General features: G+C 69.8%; 19 protein-coding genes. 11 read left to right on the forward strand and 8 right to left on the reverse strand.

Annotated elements, in window-relative coordinates; translation table 11 throughout:
• Positions 1 to 299: 299 nt before the first annotated feature.
• Positions 300 to 821: a hypothetical protein gene (locus AB0O44_RS14125; protein WP_364138378.1), complete on the forward strand. Its 522-nt coding sequence runs from the start codon at positions 300 to 302 to the stop codon at positions 819 to 821.
• Here the strand turns inward: AB0O44_RS14125 and AB0O44_RS14130 are convergent.
• Positions 805 to 2,328 (reverse strand): amidohydrolase family protein, encoded by a 1,524-nt coding sequence (locus tag AB0O44_RS14130; RefSeq protein ID WP_364138381.1) that lies wholly within the window; start codon positions 2,326 to 2,328, stop codon positions 805 to 807. The two genes, AB0O44_RS14125 and AB0O44_RS14130, sit on opposite strands and share 17 nt — an antisense overlap.
• A 408-nt stretch (positions 2,329 to 2,736) precedes the next feature.
• On the opposite strand from AB0O44_RS14130, the gene AB0O44_RS14135 reads away from it, so the two are divergent.
• The 6 genes from AB0O44_RS14135 to AB0O44_RS14160 all read left to right on the forward strand — a co-directional run bounded on the left by AB0O44_RS14135 (position 2,737) and on the right by AB0O44_RS14160 (position 7,901).
• Positions 2,737 to 3,069, forward strand: a complete 333-nt coding sequence (locus AB0O44_RS14135; protein WP_290257260.1) for a hypothetical protein — start codon at positions 2,737 to 2,739, stop codon at positions 3,067 to 3,069.
• On the forward strand, positions 3,066 to 4,121 hold the full coding sequence (locus AB0O44_RS14140; protein ID WP_364138384.1) for a zinc-dependent alcohol dehydrogenase family protein: 1,056 nt from the start codon (positions 3,066 to 3,068) through the stop codon (positions 4,119 to 4,121). The genes AB0O44_RS14135 and AB0O44_RS14140 overlap by 4 nt, the downstream gene beginning before the upstream one ends.
• Entirely contained in the window at positions 4,118 to 4,558 is a 441-nt protein-coding gene (locus AB0O44_RS14145; protein ID WP_364138387.1) for a flavodoxin domain-containing protein, read from the forward strand. The genes AB0O44_RS14140 and AB0O44_RS14145 overlap by 4 nt, the downstream gene beginning before the upstream one ends.
• Positions 4,555 to 6,126: a DUF4389 domain-containing protein gene (locus tag AB0O44_RS14150; RefSeq protein ID WP_364138389.1), complete on the forward strand. Its 1,572-nt coding sequence runs from the start codon at positions 4,555 to 4,557 to the stop codon at positions 6,124 to 6,126. Before AB0O44_RS14145 ends, AB0O44_RS14150 begins: the two co-directional genes overlap by 4 nt.
• A 122-nt stretch (positions 6,127 to 6,248) precedes the next feature.
• Entirely contained in the window at positions 6,249 to 6,968 is a 720-nt protein-coding gene (locus tag AB0O44_RS14155) for an SGNH/GDSL hydrolase family protein (RefSeq protein ID WP_290257264.1), read from the forward strand.
• A 51-nt stretch (positions 6,969 to 7,019) separates the two neighbouring features.
• Positions 7,020 to 7,901, forward strand: coding sequence for a cytochrome c oxidase assembly protein (locus AB0O44_RS14160; RefSeq protein WP_290257265.1), 882 nt, complete (start codon positions 7,020 to 7,022; stop codon positions 7,899 to 7,901).
• A gap of 45 nt (positions 7,902 to 7,946) precedes the next feature.
• Here the strand turns inward: AB0O44_RS14160 and AB0O44_RS14165 are convergent, their stop codons facing one another.
• The 3 genes from AB0O44_RS14165 to AB0O44_RS14175 all read right to left on the reverse strand — a co-directional run bounded on the left by AB0O44_RS14165 (position 7,947) and on the right by AB0O44_RS14175 (position 9,992).
• A complete protein-coding gene (locus AB0O44_RS14165; RefSeq protein ID WP_364138393.1) occupies positions 7,947 to 8,402 on the reverse strand; it encodes a DUF4282 domain-containing protein in 456 nt (151 codons plus the stop codon).
• A gap of 164 nt (positions 8,403 to 8,566) precedes the next feature.
• Positions 8,567 to 9,571, reverse strand: a complete 1,005-nt coding sequence (locus AB0O44_RS14170; RefSeq protein WP_290257267.1) for an aldo/keto reductase family protein — start codon at positions 9,569 to 9,571, stop codon at positions 8,567 to 8,569.
• A 40-nt stretch (positions 9,572 to 9,611) separates the two neighbouring features.
• Positions 9,612 to 9,992 carry a hypothetical protein gene (locus AB0O44_RS14175; RefSeq protein ID WP_364138396.1) on the reverse strand — a complete coding sequence of 127 codons (381 nt, stop codon included), beginning with the start codon at positions 9,990 to 9,992 and terminating at the stop codon, positions 9,612 to 9,614.
• A 203-nt stretch (positions 9,993 to 10,195) separates the two neighbouring features.
• Between AB0O44_RS14175 and AB0O44_RS14180 the strand changes: the two genes are divergently transcribed.
• Complete coding sequence (locus AB0O44_RS14180; RefSeq protein WP_290257269.1) at positions 10,196 to 10,594, forward strand: YchJ family protein; 399 nt, start codon at positions 10,196 to 10,198, stop codon at positions 10,592 to 10,594.
• Between the two features lie 28 nt (positions 10,595 to 10,622).
• Here the strand turns inward: AB0O44_RS14180 and AB0O44_RS14185 are convergent, their stop codons facing one another.
• The 3 genes from AB0O44_RS14185 to AB0O44_RS14195 all read right to left on the reverse strand — a co-directional run bounded on the left by AB0O44_RS14185 (position 10,623) and on the right by AB0O44_RS14195 (position 14,260).
• Complete coding sequence (locus tag AB0O44_RS14185; protein WP_290257319.1) at positions 10,623 to 11,363, reverse strand: hypothetical protein; 741 nt, start codon at positions 11,361 to 11,363, stop codon at positions 10,623 to 10,625.
• Between the two features lie 484 nt (positions 11,364 to 11,847).
• Complete coding sequence (locus AB0O44_RS14190) at positions 11,848 to 13,803, reverse strand: acyl-CoA dehydrogenase family protein (RefSeq protein WP_364138471.1); 1,956 nt, start codon at positions 13,801 to 13,803, stop codon at positions 11,848 to 11,850.
• Positions 13,804 to 13,930: 127 nt separating this feature from the next.
• Positions 13,931 to 14,260, reverse strand: coding sequence for a hypothetical protein (locus AB0O44_RS14195; protein WP_364138399.1), 330 nt, complete (start codon positions 14,258 to 14,260; stop codon positions 13,931 to 13,933).
• A 286-nt stretch (positions 14,261 to 14,546) separates the two neighbouring features.
• On the opposite strand from AB0O44_RS14195, the gene AB0O44_RS14200 reads away from it, so the two are divergent.
• From AB0O44_RS14200 to AB0O44_RS14210, 3 genes are read left to right on the forward strand one after another with little or no spacing between them, the layout of a single operon-like run.
• Positions 14,547 to 15,995, forward strand: a complete 1,449-nt coding sequence (locus AB0O44_RS14200) for a DUF3375 family protein (protein WP_364138402.1) — start codon at positions 14,547 to 14,549, stop codon at positions 15,993 to 15,995.
• Positions 15,996 to 15,997: 2 nt separating this feature from the next.
• Entirely contained in the window at positions 15,998 to 16,945 is a 948-nt protein-coding gene (locus AB0O44_RS14205; protein ID WP_364138405.1) for a DUF4194 domain-containing protein, read from the forward strand.
• The gene (locus AB0O44_RS14210) at positions 16,942 to 20,439 is read left to right on the forward strand and encodes an ATP-binding protein (RefSeq protein ID WP_364138408.1); all 3,498 of its coding nucleotides are present in this window, start codon (positions 16,942 to 16,944) and stop codon (positions 20,437 to 20,439) included. Before AB0O44_RS14205 ends, AB0O44_RS14210 begins: the two co-directional genes overlap by 4 nt.
• 19 nt (positions 20,440 to 20,458) lie before the next feature.
• On the opposite strand, the gene AB0O44_RS14215 is transcribed toward AB0O44_RS14210, so the two are convergent.
• A complete protein-coding gene (locus tag AB0O44_RS14215; RefSeq protein ID WP_364138411.1) occupies positions 20,459 to 20,953 on the reverse strand; it encodes an FBP domain-containing protein in 495 nt (164 codons plus the stop codon).
• Between the last annotated feature and the right edge of the window lie 445 nt (positions 20,954 to 21,398).

The following is a 21,398-nucleotide window of genomic DNA, read 5'->3' on the forward strand; positions in this document are numbered from 1 at the left end:
GGAGAGATCCCTAGCGGCGAAGGGAACTACGCGAATGCCGTCAGTGGAGCACTTCCGGTCCGAGGCGCAGGACGGGCGCGCGTATCGCCGTCGTCCGTTCAGGCGCCCGCTGGCCGCGGGGCCCGAAAACCAACCGCCCCAGCGCCTCTCGTCATCTGCACGGAACGGGGGTCCCGGCCCGTGCTCCGGGAGAGCATGCACGGCCCGTGCCCGCCGTCAGCCTCAACCCCGACTGCACCCGCAGCACTCCCACCGTTCATACTGGAACTTGCCGTATCCAAGCACTCCCCGAGGAATCCATGCCCCTGAACAGAGCGTCACTGAAGCGTGACGGCTTCACCGGATTTCGGCCCCTGGGCGAGCTTGAGATCAACCGCGTCCCGCAGAAACCCGGGATTTTCGCCCTCCTGCTGCCCGCGGGCGGCCCGGAGGCAGCCGAGCCGCAGTTCCTGGCCAGGAGCACCGCTGGAGTCTTCAAGAAAAAGAACCCCGGCCTCCCGCAGGAAACACTGAAGGCCGAGTGGGTGGAAGGCGCCGACATCCTCTACCTGGGCAAGGCCGGCCCCGGCAGCAAGGGTAACCGCGGGCTCCGGCGGCAGATCCAGGAATTCGTCGACTTCGGCCGGGGCAGGCCGCCGGGGCACTGGGACGGCCGCCTCATCTGGCAGCTGGCCGCCGCGGACCGGCTCATCGTCGCCTGGAGCGAGCTTCCCGTCGACGAGTTGGCCCCGGCTCTGGCGTCCTACCACGCGGCCTTCGTCGAAGAGTTTGGCCGGCTGCCGTTCGCGAACTTGGTCCAGGCACCTAGCCGCCGAAGCTGAACCGTCCCGCCACCAGCGTCGCGGCCACTGGCATCGCGGTGAATGCGGCGTCGTCCACGGTGAGCGGATCGCCCTCCAGGACGACGACGTCGGCCGTGTCGCCGACGCGGATGCGGGAACGCCCGCGGGCGGAGGCCGCCAGTGCCTCCCGCCGCGTCAGCGCCTGCTCCGGATGCCACGGCTCCCGCCCGTCGCCGCGTGCTCGGGTGGTCGCGGCGGACATCGTTGTCCACGGCTCCATTGGAGCCACGGGCGCGTCCGAGCCGAGCGCCAGCGTGGCCCCAGCGTCGAGCAGGGACCGCAGCGGGAAGGCCCGGTCCGTCCGGCCCGCCCAGTTGGCATCGGCGGCGTCGCGGTCATCCAGCGCGTGCGCCGGCTGGACGCTGGCGGTCAGCCCTAGCTCGCCGAAGCGGGCAAAGTCCTGCTGCCGGACGAACTGTGCGTGTTCGATGCGTCCCTTCACGCCCGCGGCGGCGAAGGCGTTCAGCGCGACCTCGTTGGCGCCATCGCCGATCGCATGGACCGCTGGCACGAACCCGGTATCGCGGGCCCGCACCAGCAACTCCAGCAACTCCGACTCGCTCACCGTCAGCAACCCGCGGCCGCCGTGCGGATAGGGGTCCACGCAGTACGCAGTGCGGGTGTTCAGGGACCCGTCGATCAGCACCTTCAGCGGCCCGACGCTGAGCAGGCCGGCGCCGCCCGGAACCTGCTGGCCGGTCCGCATCCCCTCCGCCACGGCCCGGTCCAGGTCCAGCGGGTATACCCCCGCCTCCACCCGGAACGAGTCGAACCCGTCGGCGATCCGGCGCAGCCAGGGATCCCTATTCCACACCATCTCGAGGTCCACGATCCCCACGATGCCCCGCGCCGCGGCCGCCGCACCCGCGGAGCGGACCAGCGCGTCCACATCCGAATCCGGCAGGCGGCCCAGCTCACGGGTCAGCGCGAACGCCGGCTCCTCGCGGAGCAGGCCGTCCGGGCCCGGGTTCACCCCGTAGCGCACAGCCGCGGCCGAATTCAGCCAGACGCAGTGCAGGTCGTGGCTGATCAGCGCCACGGGGACACCGCCGGTCGTCCCGTCCAGCAGCTCCAGGCTGGGGGCGTCGGCCCACGCTGCGTCGCGGAAGCCGACGCCGACCAGCGTCCGGCCGCCGGAGGATGCGCCGCCGTCGCGCACGCCGCCACCGCGCACGCCGCCAACGTGAGCCCCGACGACGGCGGCGGCCTCCCGCGCCGCCGCGGCCCCAGAGAGGTCCACCCGCCCCAGCGTCAGCGCCCACTGGTTCATGTGCACGTGCTCGTCCCACAGCCCGGGAATCACGAAGCGGCCGTCGAACTCCACCCGCCGTGTCCCGGGCGGAACCGTTGCGTGGGACCCCGCGGGGGCGATGGCCGCGACCCGCCCGCCGCTCAGGAGGATGTCACACGGCGTCATATCGTCCGGCTGGTGGACGCCGGTGAGAAGAAGGTCCGGCGCGCCGCCGTCGGGGGCTGCTTTAGGCATAGCAGCAAGGCTAAAGGGGTCCCCGGACGGCGGCAATCCACGTAGCAACAGCCACACAACGCACACCAGTATCAGCACCCGCCGGCGGCGGCAGTCCAAGGGACCTTTGTCCCCTTGCCCGGGCAGAACGGCACCCTCACTCTGGGTATGAGGCGAATCCAGCACGGCAATTTTGGGGAATTGGGGAAGCGCCTGCGAGGAAATTTCGGTCTCGCTATGACCCTGGGGTGAGGAAATGGCAGTTGCACTTTCCAGCTTGGGCAGGAAAGGCAGGAGATCCGCCATGGTGAATGACCGGCAGCAGGAGACGCGGCAGCGGGGACCGGCGACGCCGGGCTTCGCGGGGAGCGCTGAGGCGCCATGAGCCCCTTGGGACACGCTCATCACAGCAGCCGCGCAAGGTCCTTTTTGGCGCATCCGTCCCACGGGGACCCGCGCATCAAGGTGGTGCTGCACGCTGACCCGGCGTCCGAGACAGTCCGGGTGGACGTGCGCGGCGTCGTGACGACGACGAACATCCGCGCGCTCTATGTCGTCTGCCGGCGGGTGGTCGCCAAGTTCGTGGGCTTCGAAATCGTCGTGGACCTCGGCCATGCCCGGGTTACCGCGGCCGCCTTCGACGAACTCCGCGAGCACGCCCGCCAGTCGATCGTCTCCTCGGGGATCGATGCCTCCGTCACGCCCTGCCGCCTGCGGATTGTCGATCCGCCGGTGGTCCTTCGAGTCAAGGAGTCTGCATGAAAGCCCTCGTCTATGGCGGCCCCGGCAAGAAATCCTGGACCGACGTCCCGGATCCGGTGATCACCAATCCGAGCGACGCGATCGTCCGGGTGGACACCACCACCATCTGCGGCACGGACCTGCACATCCTCAAGGGCGACGTGCCCGCCGTAACCGAGGGGCGGATCCTGGGTCACGAGGGCGTCGGCACCGTCACCGAGGTGGGGTCCTCGGTGACCAGCCTCAAGGTGGGGGACCGGGTGATCATCTCCTGCATCAAGTCCTGCGGGCATTGCGCCAATTGCAAGACCGGCCTGTACTCGCACTGCCTCGGAGAGGAGGGGAAGTCCGGGACGGGCTGGGTCTTCGGGCACCTGATCGACGGTACGCAGGCCGAGTTCGTCCGGGTTCCGTACGCGGAGAATTCGCTGCACCTGCTGCCAGAGGGCGTCAGCGACGAGGAAGCCGTGATGCTCTCCGACATCCTGCCCACGGGCTTCGAGATCGGCGTGCAGTACGGCCGGGTCAAGCCGGGGGACACCGTTGCGGTGATCGGGGCCGGGCCGGTTGGCCTCGCGGCGATCGCCACGGCCGGGCTCTATGGCGCGGCCACCATCATCGCCGTCGACCTGGACGCGAACCGGCTGGAGAAGGCCCGGGAATTCGGGGCCACCGACGCCGTCCTCTCCAGCGACGCCGACTGGAAGGACCAGGTCCTGGCCCGCACCGACGGGCTGGGCGTGGACGTGGCGATCGAGGCGGTGGGTGTCCCGGCGACCTTCGGCATGTGCACGGACATCGTCCGTCCCGGCGGCACGGTGGCCAACGTGGGCGTGCACGGCAAGCCCGTGGAACTGCACGTTGAGAACCTCTGGATCCAGAACATCAGCATCAGCATGGGCCTGGTGAACGCCAACACGACGCCGATGCTGCTGAAGCTGGTGGCCCGGCACAAGATCCCCGCGGCCAAGTTCGCCACCCACCGATTCCGCTTCGACCAGTTCCTGGACGCCTACGACACCTTCGCCCGGGCGGCCGACACCAAGGCGCTGAAGGTGGTGATCAGCGGATGAGGGCCCATGTTGTCTACGACTCCGCCTACGGCAACACCAAGTCGGTGGCCGAAGCCGTGGCCGAGGTCTTCCACGCGGACCCCATCCCGGTCACCGACTTCCGGCCCTCCGACCTCCTGGCCGGAGACCTGCTGGTCCTGGGCAGTCCGATCAACGGCTGGCGCCCCACGCCCAAGGTCACCGAGCTGCTCTCCGGCCTGGGCCACGGCGACCTGGCCGGCGTGAAGGCCGCCGCCTTCGACACCCGGGTGAGGATGTTCATCCACGGCGATGCGGCCAAGAAAATGGCCCAGTCATTGAAGGACCATGGGGCGGACATCATCTCCGAACCCATGCCGTTCTACGTCCGCGGCAGTGAGGGCCCGCTGCGGCCCGGAGAGATCGAAAAGGCGACCCGTTGGGGCCAGTCGCTACTGGAGGCGGCGGAAAGGCCATGAGGCCCGGGCGGGTAGTCCTGCTGGTCCTCGGCTCGCTTGCCGCGCTGCTGGGCCTGGGCCTGCTCGCCGGGGCCGCCGCGACCGGCTGGGCCAACTACCAGCAGCGCGACGGCGGCTACTTCACCACCCCCACGGAACGGTTCGCGGCGGACGGCTACGCGCTGACGCTTCCCCGGATCAACATCCTGGACGACGGCGGCATGCGCCCCAACGGGACACTTCCCGGGACGGAGGCGACGCCGGGCAGCATCCTGCTGCGCGGTTCGGCCGCGGACCCGGCCCGGCCGGTGTTCATCGGAATCGCCCGCCAGGCCGACGTCGCGGGCTACCTCGCCGGCGTCCCGCACGCCGAGCTCGCCGACGTCCGGTTCTCGCCCTTCCAGGCCGACTACCGCACCGTCCCCGGGACGAAGGCCCCCGGGCGGCCGGCGGAGCAAACCTTCTGGGCCGCCTCCGTCTCCGGGACGGGCAGCCAGGAGCTGCGCTGGGACATTCGACCGGGCAACTGGGCCGTCGTCATCATGAACGCCGACGCGGCGAGCCCGGTGGCCGTGGACCTGAGCGGCGGGGTCCGTTCGGAGCTCCTGCTGCCGATCTTCATCGGCCTGCTGATCGCCGGGGTGGTGCTGCTGGGCGTCGGGGTGCTGCTGATTGTCTTGGGCGCGGCGGGGCTGGGGGCCGCAGGGCCGGGCGGCCCCGGTTCCGGCTGGGCCGGTACGGGCGGGGGTCCGCCGCCGGTCGGGTATCCCGCGCCGCCGCCACCCTATGGTTACCCGCCGCCGTCGCGCATTTATCCTGCCCGGCTCAGCGGCCACCTGGACCCGCAGCTGTCCCGGTGGCTGTGGCTGGTGAAGTGGTTCCTGGCCATCCCGCACTACATCGTGCTGTTCTTCCTGTGGTTCGCGCTGGTGGTCACCACGATCGTCGCGGGGTTCGCCATCCTGTTCACCGGCCGGTATCCGCGCTCGCTGTTTGCCTTCAACGTGGGCGTGATCCGCTGGAACTGGCGGGTGGCGTTCTATTCCTACTCGGCGCTGGGCACGGACCGTTACCCGCCCTTCACCCTGGCCCGGACCGACTATCCTGCCGACTTCGACGTCGACTACCCGGAGCGGCTCTCCCGCGGCCTGGTGCTGGTGAAGTCCTGGCTGCTGGCGATTCCGCATCTGCTGATCGTGGGGATCCTGACCGGCACCGTGCGCGGCTGGGGCGGCCGGGAGCGCTACTGGGACGGCACCGAATGGGTGCAGGAGAACGCTGGGATCTCCCTGATCGGGCTGCTGGTGCTCATCGCGGGGGTGGTGCTCCTGTTCACCGGCCGATACTGGCCGGGCCTATTTGACCTGCTGATGGGGCTCAACCGGTGGGTCTACCGGGTCATCGCCTACGTGGCCCTGCTCAGGGACGAGTATCCGCCGTTCCACCTGGATCTCGGCCCCGCCGATCCCGGCGATTTCCAGCCGGCGCCGGCACCCGGCCCGACCTGGCCGGCGCCGATCCCGCCCGGACCAGTCCCACCCGCCCCGGTCCCGCCGTCGCCCGGTCCGGTCCCGCCGCCGGCTTCCTGAACCCGTTTGCCCAGGGGGTGGCGTCCACAGCGGGCGCGGCTACACTGGCAACAGTCGGCAACGTTGCTGTATCCAGCGTCCCTGCGGGGGCGGACACGGCAGGTTCCAGGCAGGAGGCGATCATGGCAGTCACCTTCTTTTCGCGCGGTGGTCACGGACGGCACGTCGCCGTTGGTATTGCGGCCTGCCTGGTAGCGGCGGCCCTCGCCAGTTCCTCGCAGCCGGCGGTCACAGCGGCACCCGCGGTGCGCGTGGTGGTGGTCGGCGATTCGCTCAGCACCGGCCACGGCACGTCCCCCGATCACGCTTGGCCGGCCCTGATCCGAACGGATCCCGCCCTGTCCGGGTTCCAGGTGATCAATGCCGCGGAAAACGGCAGCGGCTACGTCCGCCCAGGCGATGCCGACGGCACCTTCGGGAGCCAGGTGGACCAGTTCGTCACCCCGGACACCGGCGTCGTGGTGTTCTTTGGTTCAGAGAACGATCTTGGCTACGCCCCCGACGACGTCGGCGAGGCGGCCTCGACGGCGCTGGCCCACGCGGAGGTCGTGGCGCCTTCGGCCAAGCTGATCGTGGTGGGGCCGCCGTCGTACACCACGGACCCCGACCCCGGCCTTCTCGATATCCGGGCCCAGCTCAGGAGCGCCGCGCAGGGTGCCGGCGCCGAGTTCGTGGACCCCATCGCCGAGGGCTGGATCAGCGACGACGTCGAGGACCTGATCGGGCCCGACGGCGACCACCCCACCGTGGCCGGACAGGAATACCTGCTCCAGCACATCGCCGCCGTGATCGAGCACGCCGCGCCGGAACAGAACCCGCAGCCGGGCCGCCCGGCCGAATAGCGCCGCCGCCGATCCCGGGGAATTCCTAGGAAACGCCCGTAAGGTGGGCGCGTGCCACCTCTCGACGTCGTTATTTCCGCTTGGCAGGTCGACTGGACCGCGCTGGTCCTCGCGCTGATCGCCGGCACCCTCTACGGCCTGGGACTTCGGGCCGCGGCGGCAAAGGGAGGCAGCTGGCCGCTCTGGCGCACGATCGCCTTCTATCTCCTGGGCCTCGGCTCATTCCTGCTGCTGACCTGCGGATTCACGGGCGTCTACAGCGCCGGGCTGCGGTGGGCGTTTACGGTCAAGATCACGCTGCTGCTCTTCGTCGTCCCACTCCTGATCGGCCTCGGAAAACCCATCGGACTGGCTCGCGCCGCCTTGTCGGAGCGCGGCGCCGGACGCCTGGACTTCGTGCTGGGCCACCGCCTGGTCCGCTTCGTCAGCAATTCCCTGGTGGCCCCGCTGCTGGGCCTGGCGCTCTTCTCGACGTTCCTGACCCCGGCGTTCTATGTGCTGCGGGCCAACCCGCTGGCGGAGGCCCTGCTGACCGTGGTCATCCCGCTGTTGGGCCTGCTGATGGCGCTGCCCATCATCGAGGAGGCCGACTTCCACCGCTCCAGTGCCTTCATCACGCTGGAGTTCGTCTTCGTCTTCATCGAGTTGCTGGTGGACGCCGTCCCCGGCATCCTGCTCCGGCTGAACGGCCAGGTTCTGGACCTGATGACGGCGCGGCAGGCCGGCCCCGGCTGGTTCCCCGACGCGCTCCGGGACCAGCAACTGGCCGGGGACGCGCTCTGGTTCATCTGCGAGGCCGTGGACCTGCCACTGATCATCCTGATGTTCATGCGGTTCTCCCGCACGGACAAGCGCGAGGCGCGGAGCTTCGACGACCTGACGGACAGCGAACTGGAAGCCCTCAACGCCGAACACCTGCGCCGGGGCCGCTAGGCCTGTACTGCCGCGCGGCTGCCGCGCCGGGCCGCGTCCGCCGGGTTACTGTGCCGGCGGGGCGGGAGGCTGCCCGGAGCCCGGGTACTGCTGGCGCTGCTGCGGTGCCGGGTACTGCTGGGATTGCTGCGGTGCCGGGTACTGGCCGCCGTGGGTCTCCCAGGACTGCGGACCCACCGGGCCGTGCTGCTGCGGGCCCAGGTGGGCGCCCGGAGGGGTGCCGCCCTGCATCCGGATCAGTTCCGCGGTGTTCTCCGCGGTCCGGATGCCGGCCACCAGGGACTCGAGCCCGATCCGGGCCAGGGCCAGGTAGATGATCACGATCAGCGGGCCGATCACCAACAGCACCAGCACCCCGAGGACGGGGTTCCGGCTGGCGAAGGCCGAGATGACGAAGAAGAGGTACATCACGCCGAGGGCGATCATGATCAGGATGTAGACGATCCTGGCGATCGACGGCGCGACGAACCGGGTGAAGGAAAAATCGAAGAGGTTTTTCATTGGCTCCCCCAAGGAGTGGCCCGCCGCCTGCGTGGCGGGATCGTGTCGGTTGTGCAGAGCCTAACCGAAACACGCTCCCGCCACCGCAAGGCGGCCCGGCGCGCCAGCCCCGGGTCGTGCCGGCCCCGCCGCGCCACCCCCGAAAGGGCTCGTGCAGTCCTGCGTCAGGCCTCGCGCGACGCCGGGGACTTGGTCTGCGCCGGATCGCGCTCGGCCAGCGAACCGATGGCCGCATCGATCTTGTCCATGATGCCCTGGTCCAGCTTCACGCCGGCCGCAGCGACGTTCTTCTCGATCTGTTCGGGGCGGGAAGCGCCCATGATGGCGGAGGCGACGTTCTTGTTCTGCAGCACCCAGGCGATGCTCAGCTGCGCCATGGTCAGCCCGGCCTCGTCGGCGATGGGCTTGAGTTGCTGCACGCCGGTGAGGACCTCGTCGGACATCCAGCGCTCGATCATCCGCGCGCCACCCTTGGAATCGGTGGCGCGGCTGCCCTCCGGCGCGGGCTTGCCCGGGTGGTACTTGCCGCTGAGCACGCCCTGGGCCATGGGGGACCAGACGATCTGGGACAGGCCGAGCTCCTCGGACGTGGGGACGACCTCGGCCTCGATGACCCGCCACAGCATGGAGTACTGCGGCTGGTTGGAGATCAGCTGGAAGCCCAGTTCCTTGGCGAGGGCGTGGCCGTCGCGGATCTGCTGCGCGGTCCATTCGCTCACGCCGATGTACAGCGCCTTGCCCTGCCGGACGATGTCGGCGAAGGCCTGCATGGTCTCTTCCAGCGGGGTCTCGAAGTCGTACCGGTGGGCCTGGTAGAGGTCGACGTAGTCGGTCTGCAGCCGGGACAGGGAGCCGTTAATGGACTCCATGATGTGCTTGCGGGACAGACCCAGGTCGTTGTGGCCCTTGGGACCTGTGGGGCCGAAGACCTTGGTGAAGATTTCCAGGGATTCGCGCCGCTCGCCCTTGAGCGCCTCGCCGAGGACGGTCTCGGCGGCCGTGTTGGCGTAGACGTCGGCCGTGTCGAAGGTGCTGATACCGGCGTCGAGCGCCGCCCGCACGCACTGGGTGGCGACGTCGTTCTCCACCTGCGAGCCGTGGGTGAGCCAGTTGCCGAAGGTGATTTCCGAGATCTTGAAGCCGCTGTGGCCGAGGTATCTGAATTCCATGGGTCCCAACGTAGCCCAGATACCCGGGCACGGTAAGGGCTCAGCTGGCCTTGCGCTCCGGGCGGCCGGCGGCGGGGAGATCGCGGACGGAGACGGTGACCTCGGGTGCCGCGGCCGCCTCGGCCCGTGCGCGGGCCCGGGCATCGGCGCGTTCGACGGCGGCCGCCCACTCCGGGGAAATCTGCGGTTCCTTGCGGGCTGGCTTCAGTGTCGAACGCTGTTTCGTCGCAGGTTTCTGAGTAGCGGGCGCGCCTGCGCGGCGCCCGAAGAGGGCCATGCCCAGCGTGGCGATGAGCCTGCCGAGGCCGGCGAGCAGGAGGGTGATGACGAAGGCCGCCGCGACGCCGACGAACATGACGACGCCGATCACGAGGGTGCCGGCGTAGGTCAGATTCATGGCGGTGGTCGTCGGGTCTTCCACGTCGCCTCTCCCTTCCAAGCCTGCTGCGGGCCGTTCCCGGCCACCGTTAACCTTACGGAGAATCGGCCGCCGACGCGCCGGGAAACGTCGGCGGACCCAGGATGTGTCCAAGCCGATACCTTCGGTCCCTCTGTGGCGCGGCAGCGGCATATAGTCGGTGTCAGCTCCGGACCACGAGGGATCGGGCGAGGAAAGGGAATCACGTGCAGCAGTCAGGGTTCGAGGGCCGGTGCCCGTGCCTCTCCGGTGAGCAGTACGGGCAGTGCTGCGGCCGGTACCACCGCGGGGAAGCGGAGGCACCGACCGCCGAGCAGCTGATGCGGTCCCGGTACAGCGCGTTCGTGGTCCTGGATCCGGACTACCTGCTCCGCACCTGGCACCCGGAGACCCGGCCGGCGGAGCTGGACCTGGATCCGGAGATCCAGTGGCGGCGGCTGGACATCCTCGCAACCCACCGCGGCGGTCCCCTGGACAGCGAGGGAACGGTCGAGTTCGCGGCCCACTACCGGGTGGGCGGGGAGCGCGGCGTCCAGCGCGAAACCAGCCGGTTCCGCCGGCTGGACCGGCGCTGGTACTACCTCGACGGCGTCGAAGGCCGCTAGCGGTGCCGTTCCCCGAAGAGGGCTGGAGCTAGCGCTCCACGACCGTTTCCACCGGGGTGAAGCCCGCGCGGTCCACCTTGCGGTGGAAGCGCATGCCCGCGAGGCCGCCCAGCATGGCGCCGACCAGGGCCACGACGGCCACCACGACGGCGGCGATCACGCTGGTGGTGGTGAGGTCGCCCTCGTTGACCGGGATGCGCGGGAAGCTGTTCAGGTTGGCCAGGACGTCGAACTTCTGGCCGGCGGTCATGGCCAGGATGGCGACGACGACGGCGGCGATCAGCGCCCAGATCCACACCATGAGGCCCTGCCGCGCGCCATTGAACCGCGCCATCCGGCCGGCCACGTAGCCGCCGCAGTAGTACGACAGGAACAGGATCACCAGAAGGGTGATGATGCCGGCGAGGCCCACGGTCTGGTTGCCGGAGGCCTGGTTCACGGCATCGTTCACGTTGGTGTTGGTGGCGAGGCCGACGGCGGTACCGGCGGCGGCCACCAGTGCGGTCAGGATCACCGCCATGCCGGTGGCGGCGAGCCAGCCGAAGAAGGCGGAGCCGACCTTGATGCCGCCGAACTGTTCCTTTTCGCGGGCCACGACCGTTTCGCGGGTGGGGACCTCCTCGACGACGGTCTCCCGGTCCAGTCGGTCGGGGCGGTCCAGTCCGTCCTGGCGGGGGTCGCGCGAGCCGTGGATGGGCCGGTTGTCGTGGTGGTCCCGGGCGGCCGTTGCGGCGGCGGCACCCGTTGCGGCGCCGGCGGCGGCGGGCATGGCGCGGGTCTCGGTGGAGTGGCCGGCCCTGTCTTCCGCCCGGAGTTCACGGTTCTCGGCGCGCGTCTCGGCTGCGGCCGCGGCGGGAGTCTCCGCGCGGTGCTCGCGCTCCTCGGCACGGGTCCCGGCGGCGGCCGCGGCGGGAGTTTCCGCGCGGTGTTCGGCGTGGTGGCCGGCGGTCTCGTCGGCAGGACGGTCGGTCTCTGCGGGTCGGAGGGTCTCGGCGCTGTCCTGCCGGGCGTCGTGGATCCGGGCGTCGCGGCCCGGTTCGATGTCCGCCGAGCTCTCGCGGCGGGGGGTGCGGTCTTCGGGGCCTGCTGTGCTGCTCATGATGGCTGCTCGCTTTCATTGGGGGACCCGTGCCGACTTGTCCGGCCGGGCACGGCAATGCTTCGACCGTCATCAGGTCTTGCCATACCTAACCACGCAACCACACTTAATAGCAAGGTTGCTTATTATTAGGGATCGCGGATGTTGCCGCAGGTCAGCGGTAGCTCCGGTGTAGATTTTCCGCCCTCGACTCGCGCGGGGAGGCGTCGGCGATCCAGGGTCCGGTGCCCTCCGACTGATCCAGGACGCCGGCCTCCAGCCACTCATAGTCCCCTGCCAGCACCCTCGCCGTCAGGGCGCGGTCGCCGTCGTCGGTGTTGCGCCAGAGCTGGTCGAAGTATTCCTCGACCCGCACCCGGGCCTGCGCGCAGTAGGTATCGGCTAGTTCGTAGGCGGACGCCCCGCGCTCCGGCGCGGTGCGCAGCAGCATCTCGGCACGGGAGCAGCAGGCGGAGATCGCGAACAGCTCGGCGCCGATGTCCACGATCCGGCCCAGGAACGCCTGTTTGTGCTCCAGGCCCGCCTGCCAGCGGCCCATCCCGTAGAAGGTCTGCCGCGCCAGCTTCCGTGAGGCGCGCTCGACGTACCGAAGGTGCCGTGCCAGCCGGCCGAATTCGCCGTAGGACCGCGGGTCCATGCCGTTGCCGGCGAGCAGTTTCGGCAGCCAGCGGGCGTAGAACCCGGAGGCGCCGACGGCGGCCCGGGCCTTGTCCGGCAGGCTGGCGTCCGCGGTGGCCAGCGCGCCCGCGGCGGCCAGGTGCGCGTCCACGGCCTCCCGCGCGATCAGCAGCCGCATGATTTCCGAGGATCCCTCGAAGATCCGGTTGATCCGCATATCCCGCAGCTGTTGCTCGGCCGGCACCGCCCGCTCACCGCGTGCCTGCAGGGAGTCCGCCGTCTCGAAGCCGCGGCCGCCTCGGATCTGCACCAGCTCGTCCGCGATCCGGCAGCTGATCTCCGTAGACCAGAGCTTCGCCAGCGCCGCCTCGATCCGGACGTCTTTCTGCCCGGCGTCGGCCAGCTCGGCGCACAGTTCGAAGACCGCATCCAGGGCGAAGGCGCTCGCCGCGATGAAGGCAATCTTCTTTCCCACCGCCTCGTGCCGGCCCACCGGGCGGCCCCACTGGGTGCGGGCGTTGGACCATTCCCGCGCGATCTTGAGGCTCCAGCGACCCGACGCCACGCAGAGGGCCGGGATGCTCAAACGGCCGGTATTCAGCGTGGTCAGGGCGATCTTGAGGCCCTGACCCTCCCGTCCCAGCCGGTTGGCGGCAGGCACCCGAACCCGGTGGAAGCGGGTGACGCCGTTCTCGATGCCCCGCAGGCCCATGAACGCGTTGCGGTTCTCCACCGTGATGCCGGGCGAGTCCATCTCCACCACGAACGCGCTGATGCCGCCCCGGTGCGCGGTGCCGTCCGGGTCCGTGCGCGGCGGCACCACGGCCATGACCACCACCAACTCGGCAATCACCCCGTTGGTGGTCCACAGCTTCACCCCGTCGAGCAGGTAGGAGGAGCCGTCGTCCGAGGGCATGGCGGTGCTGCCCATCCGCGCGGGGTCGCTGCCGACGTCGGGCTCGGTGAGCAGGAACGCGGTGATCGCGCCGGCCGCGCACCGGGGCAGGTACTCGCGCTTCTGCTCCGCTGTGCCGAACACCTTGACCGGTTCGGGTACGCCGATCGACTGGTGGGCGGAGAGCAGCGCCCCCAGGCTCGGATGCACCGAGCCCAGCAGCGCCAGCGCGCGGCCGTAGTAGACCAGCGTGAGGCCCAGGCCGCCGTACTCGCGGGGGATCTTCATGCCGAACGCGCCCAGGTCCGCCAGACCCTTGATGTATTCGTCCGGGATTTTCGCCTCTCGCTCGATCACCCGGCCGGACATGGTGCGGCAGTAGACCGTGAGCCGCTCCATGAACGCCTCGCCGCGTTCGACGTCGTCCGCGGGTGCCTGTGGCCACGGATGGATCAGGCCCGGGTCGAAGCTGCCAAGGTACAGGCCCTTCGCGAAGCTGGGCCGGTCCCAGCTGGTGTCCCGGGCGGCCTCGGCGACGGCGCGGGCGGTGTCGGCGGTGGCGCCGGCGCCCAGTTCATCGGCCGGCGGGGCCTCGATGGCGGGCTGTCCGGTGTCCGGCCCCGGTTCGGGGGCGGCTGGGTTGTCGACGGCGGAGCTCACTGGGCATCTCCCCTCACCGGACTGGCCGGCTCAAGCCCTGGATCCGCCGCGGGTGGAGGACCCTTCAGCTGTCCCGCAAGACTACTCGCGGGTAGGTGCCGGTGCCAGGGGACGAGTGCCCGATCAGTTCGCCCGGGAAGTCGCCGGGCAGTTCCACCCGGCCCGCGTGGTGGACCAGGTGCTCCCACGCCGTATTGATGCCGGAGACCATGCCCACCAGGGTCCGGACGACGAGGAACCAGGCCAGCTTGCCGACCCCCAGCAGTGCCAGGGCCACGGTCGCCGCCGTCATGATGAACAGGGCCAGGAGGGCGGCAAAGAGCAGGGTCCCGCCGAACACCAGGGTCCCGGTTTCCACCGTGGTCAGATCAAACAGGCTCGCATCGAACTGCATTCTTCCTCCTGCAACGGCGCTTCGGCTGAATCAGTAGCCCGAGCGTAGGGCGGCGGAGGGGGCCCGTTCCAGAGTCCCGGGGCGCGTCGGACGCTCTTGATACGGGATCGAGACGCTACCCGGTGGTAGGTCACGAACAGATCGCAGGAGCCCCACCAGAAACATGCGCACCGCCGTCGGCGAGCGCGGTGCGGGGCAGCGAGCCCGGCGCCGGCGGTGACTGCGTTAACGTTGTAGCTGGCAGTTTTGCGTGGCTGCCGTCCCCCGGCAGTGAGAGGAGAGTTGCGTGCCCGGATCCGCCCTGTCCTCCGCGGACGCCATCAGCGCCCGGCTGCGCGAGCTGGAATTGCTGACCAAGGGACCCGCGTGGGCGCTGACCCGCTCCGCCCCCTGGGTCATCGCGGTTCTGCAGGCCTCCTTCACCCGCACCCGGCCGCAGCTGCCGCTGGAACAGTTCCACGCCGACGTCGACGCCTTCCTCGAGCAGCTCCGCCGCCAGGAGCCGGGCCTCGGCGGGTCGGCGAACGGCAAGGCCTTCGGCGACGAGTGGACCCGGAAGAACTTCCTCACCCGCCGCAACCAGTCGGGCCAGATTGTCTACGAGGTCACCGAACCGGCGGCCCGCGTGCTGGCGTTCCTGGACAGCCTCTCCAGTGAACGCTCCACCCTCAACGGATCCCGCCTGGGCACGTTGCTGGGCGACGTCGAGAAGCTGGCCAACGAAACGAACCCGGACCAGAGCGCCCGGCTGGAGGCGCTCCACGAAGAGATCGGCGAACGGCGTCAGCTGATCGAGGACATCAGCTCCGGGGAATTCGACGGCCTGCTCGACGACGAGGAAGCCGTCGAGGCCGCGGGCAACATCCTGGACCTCGCGGCCAGCCTGCCCGCCGACTACAAGAAGATGCGTGACCGGATCGAGGAACTGGTGGGCGAACTCCGCAACCAGATCATCGAGGAGTCGCTCAGCAAGGGCGCCACGATGGCGCAGGTCCTCGAGGCGGACAAGCGGCTCCGGCAAAGTCCCGAGGGCAGGACGTTCCGGTCCTTTACCGCCTTCCTGGAAGACCCACAGCAGCAGCTGCGCTTCCGTTCCGCGATCGGCGAGGTGCTCAGCCGCCAGTTCGCCGACGACCTCAGCCATGAGGAACGGGAGACGCTGAAGAACCTCGTCGCCGAACTCCGCAGCCAGCACAGCCAGATCCAGCGGATCTACGGCAAGCTCAGCGAGAGCCTGAACACCTACGTGCAGAGCGACGACTACCGCCAGTCGGTGCGGCTGCGGAAGGTGCTGCGGGAGGCCGAGCAGGCGATCCGCTCGCTGCCGTACGAGCGCGAGCGGCCGGGCCTGGTCCGCGGGCCCGTGCTCTATAACGCGGGCTTCGAATCGCTGGCCATGATCAAGCTCTTCGACCCGGACGAGTTCGCGGCCCCGCCCAAGCTGGCGGACCCGATCGCGTTCAGCGACTCGGACCGGGCGCGCTCGCCGCGCACCGGCAAGGCCAACCAGGCCGCCATCCGCGGCGCCGTCGCCGGGGCGGCCACCCTCGCCGAAGCCTGGGAGCAGCTCCCCGCCGACGAACGCCACATCAACTCCATCCGGGCCCTGCTCTCCCACGCGCTGCACCAGGGCGCCGGATTTAACCGCGGCGGTTGGCAGCCGCTGGACTTCGAACAAATCGACGGGTCCACCCGCACCGCCTACCTCCCCGTCGTCACGCTTAAAGAGGACTGAAGATGACCGAATCGCCGCAGGAAACGCCCGACGCCGGGGCCGAAACGGCCGCAACCCGGGCGCAAGCGGACCCGTTCACGGTGACTCCCCGCGACACCTTCGTCGACGGCGCGGCTCTCTTCCCCGGCGACACCGGGGTGCTGCCGATGAAGGTGCGGCAGGCGCTGGTTAAGCTGCTCAAGGGCCCCTACATCGACGGCGGCCGGGACGAGAAGCTCTGGACCACGCTGCTGGACAACCAGCTGATCCTGCGCAGCCGGCTCTCCGAGCTGTTCCTGACCCTGCAGCTGGACCACGAGCGCAAGGTCGCCGTCCTGCGTCCGGTGGACCCGGAGGCCATCGGCGGCAGCGCCCGCTCCAGCATCCTGCGCCAGCAGCGGGCCCTCAGCCGGGTCGAGACGATCGTGCTGCTCCGGCTGCGGCTGCTGCTGGACCGGCACGTCACCGCCCAGACGGACCCGACCATCACGCGGGAGGAAATCGCCGACCTAGTGGCCCACTACCAGCCCGCCGGCCAGCAGGACGCCCTGCGCGACGCCGACGTCGTCAACCGCGCCATCGCCAAGCTCCTGGCCCGCCAGTTGCTGTTGGGCACCAGCCTCGACGACGTGTACACCATCTCCAACGCCCTCCCGCTGGCCCTGCCCTTCGAGAACATCGGCGACATCCCGGCGCACATCGAAGCCTTGATCGCCGCCGGCACCGACCCCACCGGCACCGAACCCCTCCTCGAACTCGATGGGGACGCTGTTCCGGACGGTGAGGTTGGGGACGACGCGGACGGTGAGGACGACTCGGACGACGACGGCGATGCCGCCCCGGGAGTGGCATCGGGCCTGTCGGAGCCGGACGGCCTGCTGCTTGCAGCAGAGCCGTCCGGCGAAGGGGCGGGGGCGGCATCGCCGTCGGCGTCACTCAGCCCCACCACGGAAGCGGAGGCGGCCGAATGAGCATTGCAACCATGCTGCCGATGGGCGAGCTGACGAACCCCGGACAGATGCGCCTGGCCCTGGTGCAGGTGGTCAACTGGGGTACATTCCATGGCGCGCATACGATGCACGTGGACCGCAACGGCACGCTGCTGACGGGCAACTCCGGCGTCGGCAAGTCCACGCTGTTCGACGCAATGCTGCGCGTCTTCGATGCCCGGCCGCGGTCCAATGAGGCTGCGGCGCAACGGGCCGGCGGGGCCGTGGAGGACAAGCGGACCACGTTCACGTATATGCGCGGCAAGGTGGGGGACAAGGCCGTCGGCGAGGGCTCGGCCAGTGCCTACCAACGGCCCGGCGCCACCTGGTCCGCCGTCGCGCTGACGTTCGACAACGCCGCCGGGACCCGGGTCACCATCTCGGCCCTCTTCGACCTGCCCAAGAACGGCACCGAATCCAGCGTCGGCCGGTTCTACCTGATCGACAACAAGCCGCTGGACCTGGCCAAGGTCGAGGGGATCGCGGAGAAGCGGTTTACCAAGTCCACGCTGGATGCCATCTTCCCGGACGCCCAGATCTTCGACGTGCACAAGGCCTTCGCGGAGCGGTTCCGCCGCCTGCTGGGGATCAACTCGGACCAGGCGCTGCCGCTGCTGCGCGTCATCCAGGCCGGCAAGGGCCTCGGCGGCAGCGTGAACACGTTCTTCCGCGACCAGGTGCTGGACGCCCCCGCCACCCTGGCCGCCGCGGACGACGTCGTCGAGGAGTTCAGCAACCTGATGTCCATCCGGCAGCGGCTCGAGGACGTCCGGCAGCAGCGCGACCAGCTGGCCCCGGTCCCCGGCCTGAACAAGGAGTACGCCCTGTCGCTGCTGGACGCGAACCGGCTGCGGGAGCTGGCCGGCGAGGAATTCGAGGCCTACCGGCAACAGCTCGCCGTCGCCGTGCACGAGAAGACCCTGGCCCGGTTCAAGGACCTAGCCCAGGCGAAGGCCAAGGACCTGGCCGCCGAGCGGGCGGTCCGGGACGGGCTGGCCAAGGAACTGCGCCAGCTCGAGGCCGAGTACAACAACCAGGGCGGAAACGCGATCTCCGCGATCGAACAGTCGCTGGAAAACGCCCGGGTGGGCTTGAAACTCCGCGAGGAAGTGGAGGCCTCCGCCCGGAAGGCCCTCAGCGACGCGGGCCTGGAGCTCGACTGGACCGCCGCTGGCTGGGAGCAGGCCCACGAGCACGCCGCCGCGCGCTCGGCCGAGCTCAAGGACGACTCCGAGGCGTTGAAGGAACTGCGCTTCGAGGCGTTCGACAGCCACGCCGCGCGCAAGCGTGAACTCGCCGCGGCCCAGCAGGAACTCGTCTCACTCAAGACCCGCAAGTCCCTCCTGCCGCCGTCGAGCATCGAGAACCGCACCGCCATCGCCGCCGCCACCGGGGTCCCGGAGGAGCAAATGCCGTTCGGTGGGGAGCTGATCGACCTCGCGGAGGGCCAGGAACGCTGGCGCCCGGCCGCCGAACGCGCCCTGCGGAGCCTCGCCACGACGCTGCTGGTGCCGGGCGAGCACTTCGCCGCCGTCACCCGCTACCTCAACGACCACACGGTCCGCGGTGCGCTCCGGGCAGTCGACATCTCCAAGCCGCTCGCGGGCGGCGCGCTGGCCGTGGCGGAGGCGTCCGACGGCGACCTGCTGGGCAAGCTGGACATCCTCACCGCCGGGCCCGAGGGCAGCGCGATTGCCGAGGCCGGGCAGTGGATCCGGGAGCGGATCGCCCTGGACTTTGCCTACCCCTGCGTCGAGAACCCGGACGAGCTCGCCGGCCTGGACAAGGGCCTCAGCCTCGGCGGCGTGGTCAAGCGCAACCGCCACACCGTCGAAAAGGATGACCGGTTCACCGGGCGGCAGGACTACGTCCTGGGCTTCGACAACGCCGCCAAACTGGACCTGGTGGCGGCCCAGGTGGAGGAGCTGGAACGGGAACTGGCCCGGGCCGCGGAGCTTGCCCAGGACCGCGAGGAATCGCACCAGGGCATGACCCGGCAGCTTGAGGCGCTGCGGCGCGTCGCCGAGGACCACCGGCCCTGGGAGCAGGTGTCCGCGGCGGTCGCCGCCGAAGAACTGGCCCGGATCGAACAGCGGCTCAAGGACGCCCTCGCCGCCCAGGCGGACCTGGAACCGCTGCGGGCCACGGTGGAGACGGCCCGCCAGCGGCACCAATCCAGCACCGAATCCGCCGCCGTGCTGCAGAGCGAATACAAGGCCCTGGACGCGCAGCTGACCACCGCCGACTCACTGCTGGACGCGGCCCGGCGCCGGCTCGCCGACCAGCCGCCCTCCCCGGAGGCGGCCGCGGCCCTGGCGGAGTACTTCAGCGGCTTCGGCGACGTGCTGGAAATGCACGAACTGGACCTGCTGGCCAACCAGGTGCGGACCCGGCTGCTGGCCGAACTGCACGCCGCAGAGTCCCGCGGCCAGGCCACCGCCGAGCGGCTCACCCGCATCTTCGAGGGCTTCGTCCGCGAGTGGGGCACGGCCATCTCCGCCGACCACGGCCAGTCCATCGGCGCCGCCGGTGAGTTCGAGGCCCGCTACCATGCGATCGTCAGCGACGGCCTGCCTGCCCAGGAGGCCGAATTCCGGCAGTTCTTCAACCAGCGCACGCACGAATCCTTCTCCACGCTGCTGCACCTGCTGGACGAGGAACGTCGCTCCATCACCAGCCGGATCCTGCCGCTGAACGGCATCCTGTCCCAGGTGAATTTCCACGAGGGCAGTTACCTGGAGCTGGACATCAAGCAGACCCTGCCGGCCACGGCCAAGCAGTTCAAAGACGCCATCCAAAACGCCCTCAAGGTCCGGCACGCCAGGCCGGGCAAGGCCGTAGGTGCGCCGACGCCGGCGGACGACGACGTCGAACTCACCTCCCGGTACAAGTCGCTGGAAACCCTCGTGAAGCGGCTGGGCTCGCAGAGCCCGGAGGACCGCCGCTGGCGCGCCGAGGTGCTGGACGTCCGCGGGCACCTGTTCATCCAGTGCAAGGAACACCGCGAGGTGGCCGCCCGCGCTGACAAGTCCGGCGCGGTGAAGTCCGGCGCGGCGAAGGGCGCTAAGAAGACCGAGGTCTTCATGCACGCGGACACCGGCTCCATGTCCGGCGGCGAGCGGCAGCGCTTCACCGCGTTCATCATGGCGGCCGCGCTGAGCTACCAGCTGGGCATCGCCGAGCAGGGCTTCACCACCTACGGCACGGTCATGATGGACGAGGCGTTCGTCCTGGCCTCCGAGGAATTCGCCGGCGCCGGCATCAAGGCGCTGCACGAATTCGGGTTCCAGCTGCTGCTGGCCGCCCCGGAGAATGTGATCGACCTGTCCCGGCACCTAGGTTCGGTGACCGAGATCCTCCGGGACAAGCGCACCAACCGTTCCGGCGTGCTGACGGCCCCGGTGATCGCCCCCGACGCCGCCGACGGCGTGGCCTGGCGGTCCGAGGCGAACCCGGTGGACATCATCCTGCGCTGACGCCGGCGCGCCGGTGCCGTCAGGCTCCGCGGACGCGGTCCATGAACTGCGCGGTGCGGGCAATCAGGCCCTCGACCTGGCGGGCGACGGCCGCCTCCGGGTCCGGGTTGATGTCGTTGACCGGCGGCGCCATTCGCACGTTGCGACAGCAGCCGAAGTCCGCACAGATCAAGGTGCCCACGGTGTTGCCGTTGCGCCCCGACTGGCCGGCCCGCTTGGCCACCCAGAGCAGCACGTCGTCCTTGGAATGGATGTCGCGGCACAGTTCGCACAGCACCGCGCGGTTTTTCTTGGCACCGCCCTCGGGGGCGCGGAGCATGATGCCGACGGGCCCGTTGGCGCCGGGAAGCATTAGGTAGCCGCGCAGCGGCATCTTCCCGTCGCGCCAGCCGAGGAAGTCGAGGCTATCCCAGTCCAGGCTGTCGAAGTTCCTGGGCAGGGTCAGCTTGGCGGCTTCGGAGCGGCTGGCGTTGATGAAGGAGGAGCGGATGCGGGCAGCGGTGATTTCGTACATGGGAAGGTCTTTCGGGATCGGAGAGCTCCGGCCGGCGCGTTGGACGCGCGGGGGGAGGGGGCAGGCAGCTGCCGGCCTGCGATTCCGGTGGGGAGGCGCGGCGGCGTTAGGCCGCTGCGGATCCGTAAATGGTGGAGAAGGCCGGCGACGGCGCGGGCGCGATGCAGGCCGCAACGGCCACCCCGCTGACTGCGGCTGGAGTCATCGCCATGATGTCCGCCCACTTTCCCTCGTCGCATCCGGAGGTGGTTTCTGACCTTCCGGCGCCGGTTTCCGATGCCCGGCCCCGCCATCCTCGCAAACGCGGAACCCGGTGTCCAGTCCGCCCTTCGCGGGCCGGCGAGGTGCCCGAGGCAATTACGTCACTCAAAGCTTGCGTAATCAGCATGAGGATAGGTTAGCCTTACTTAGGTTTGCATCACCAACCTAAGGATCATCGTGACGT

This window comes from Arthrobacter sp. NPDC080082 (genome assembly GCF_040686595.1).
GTDB lineage: Bacteria > Actinomycetota > Actinomycetes > Actinomycetales > Micrococcaceae > Arthrobacter.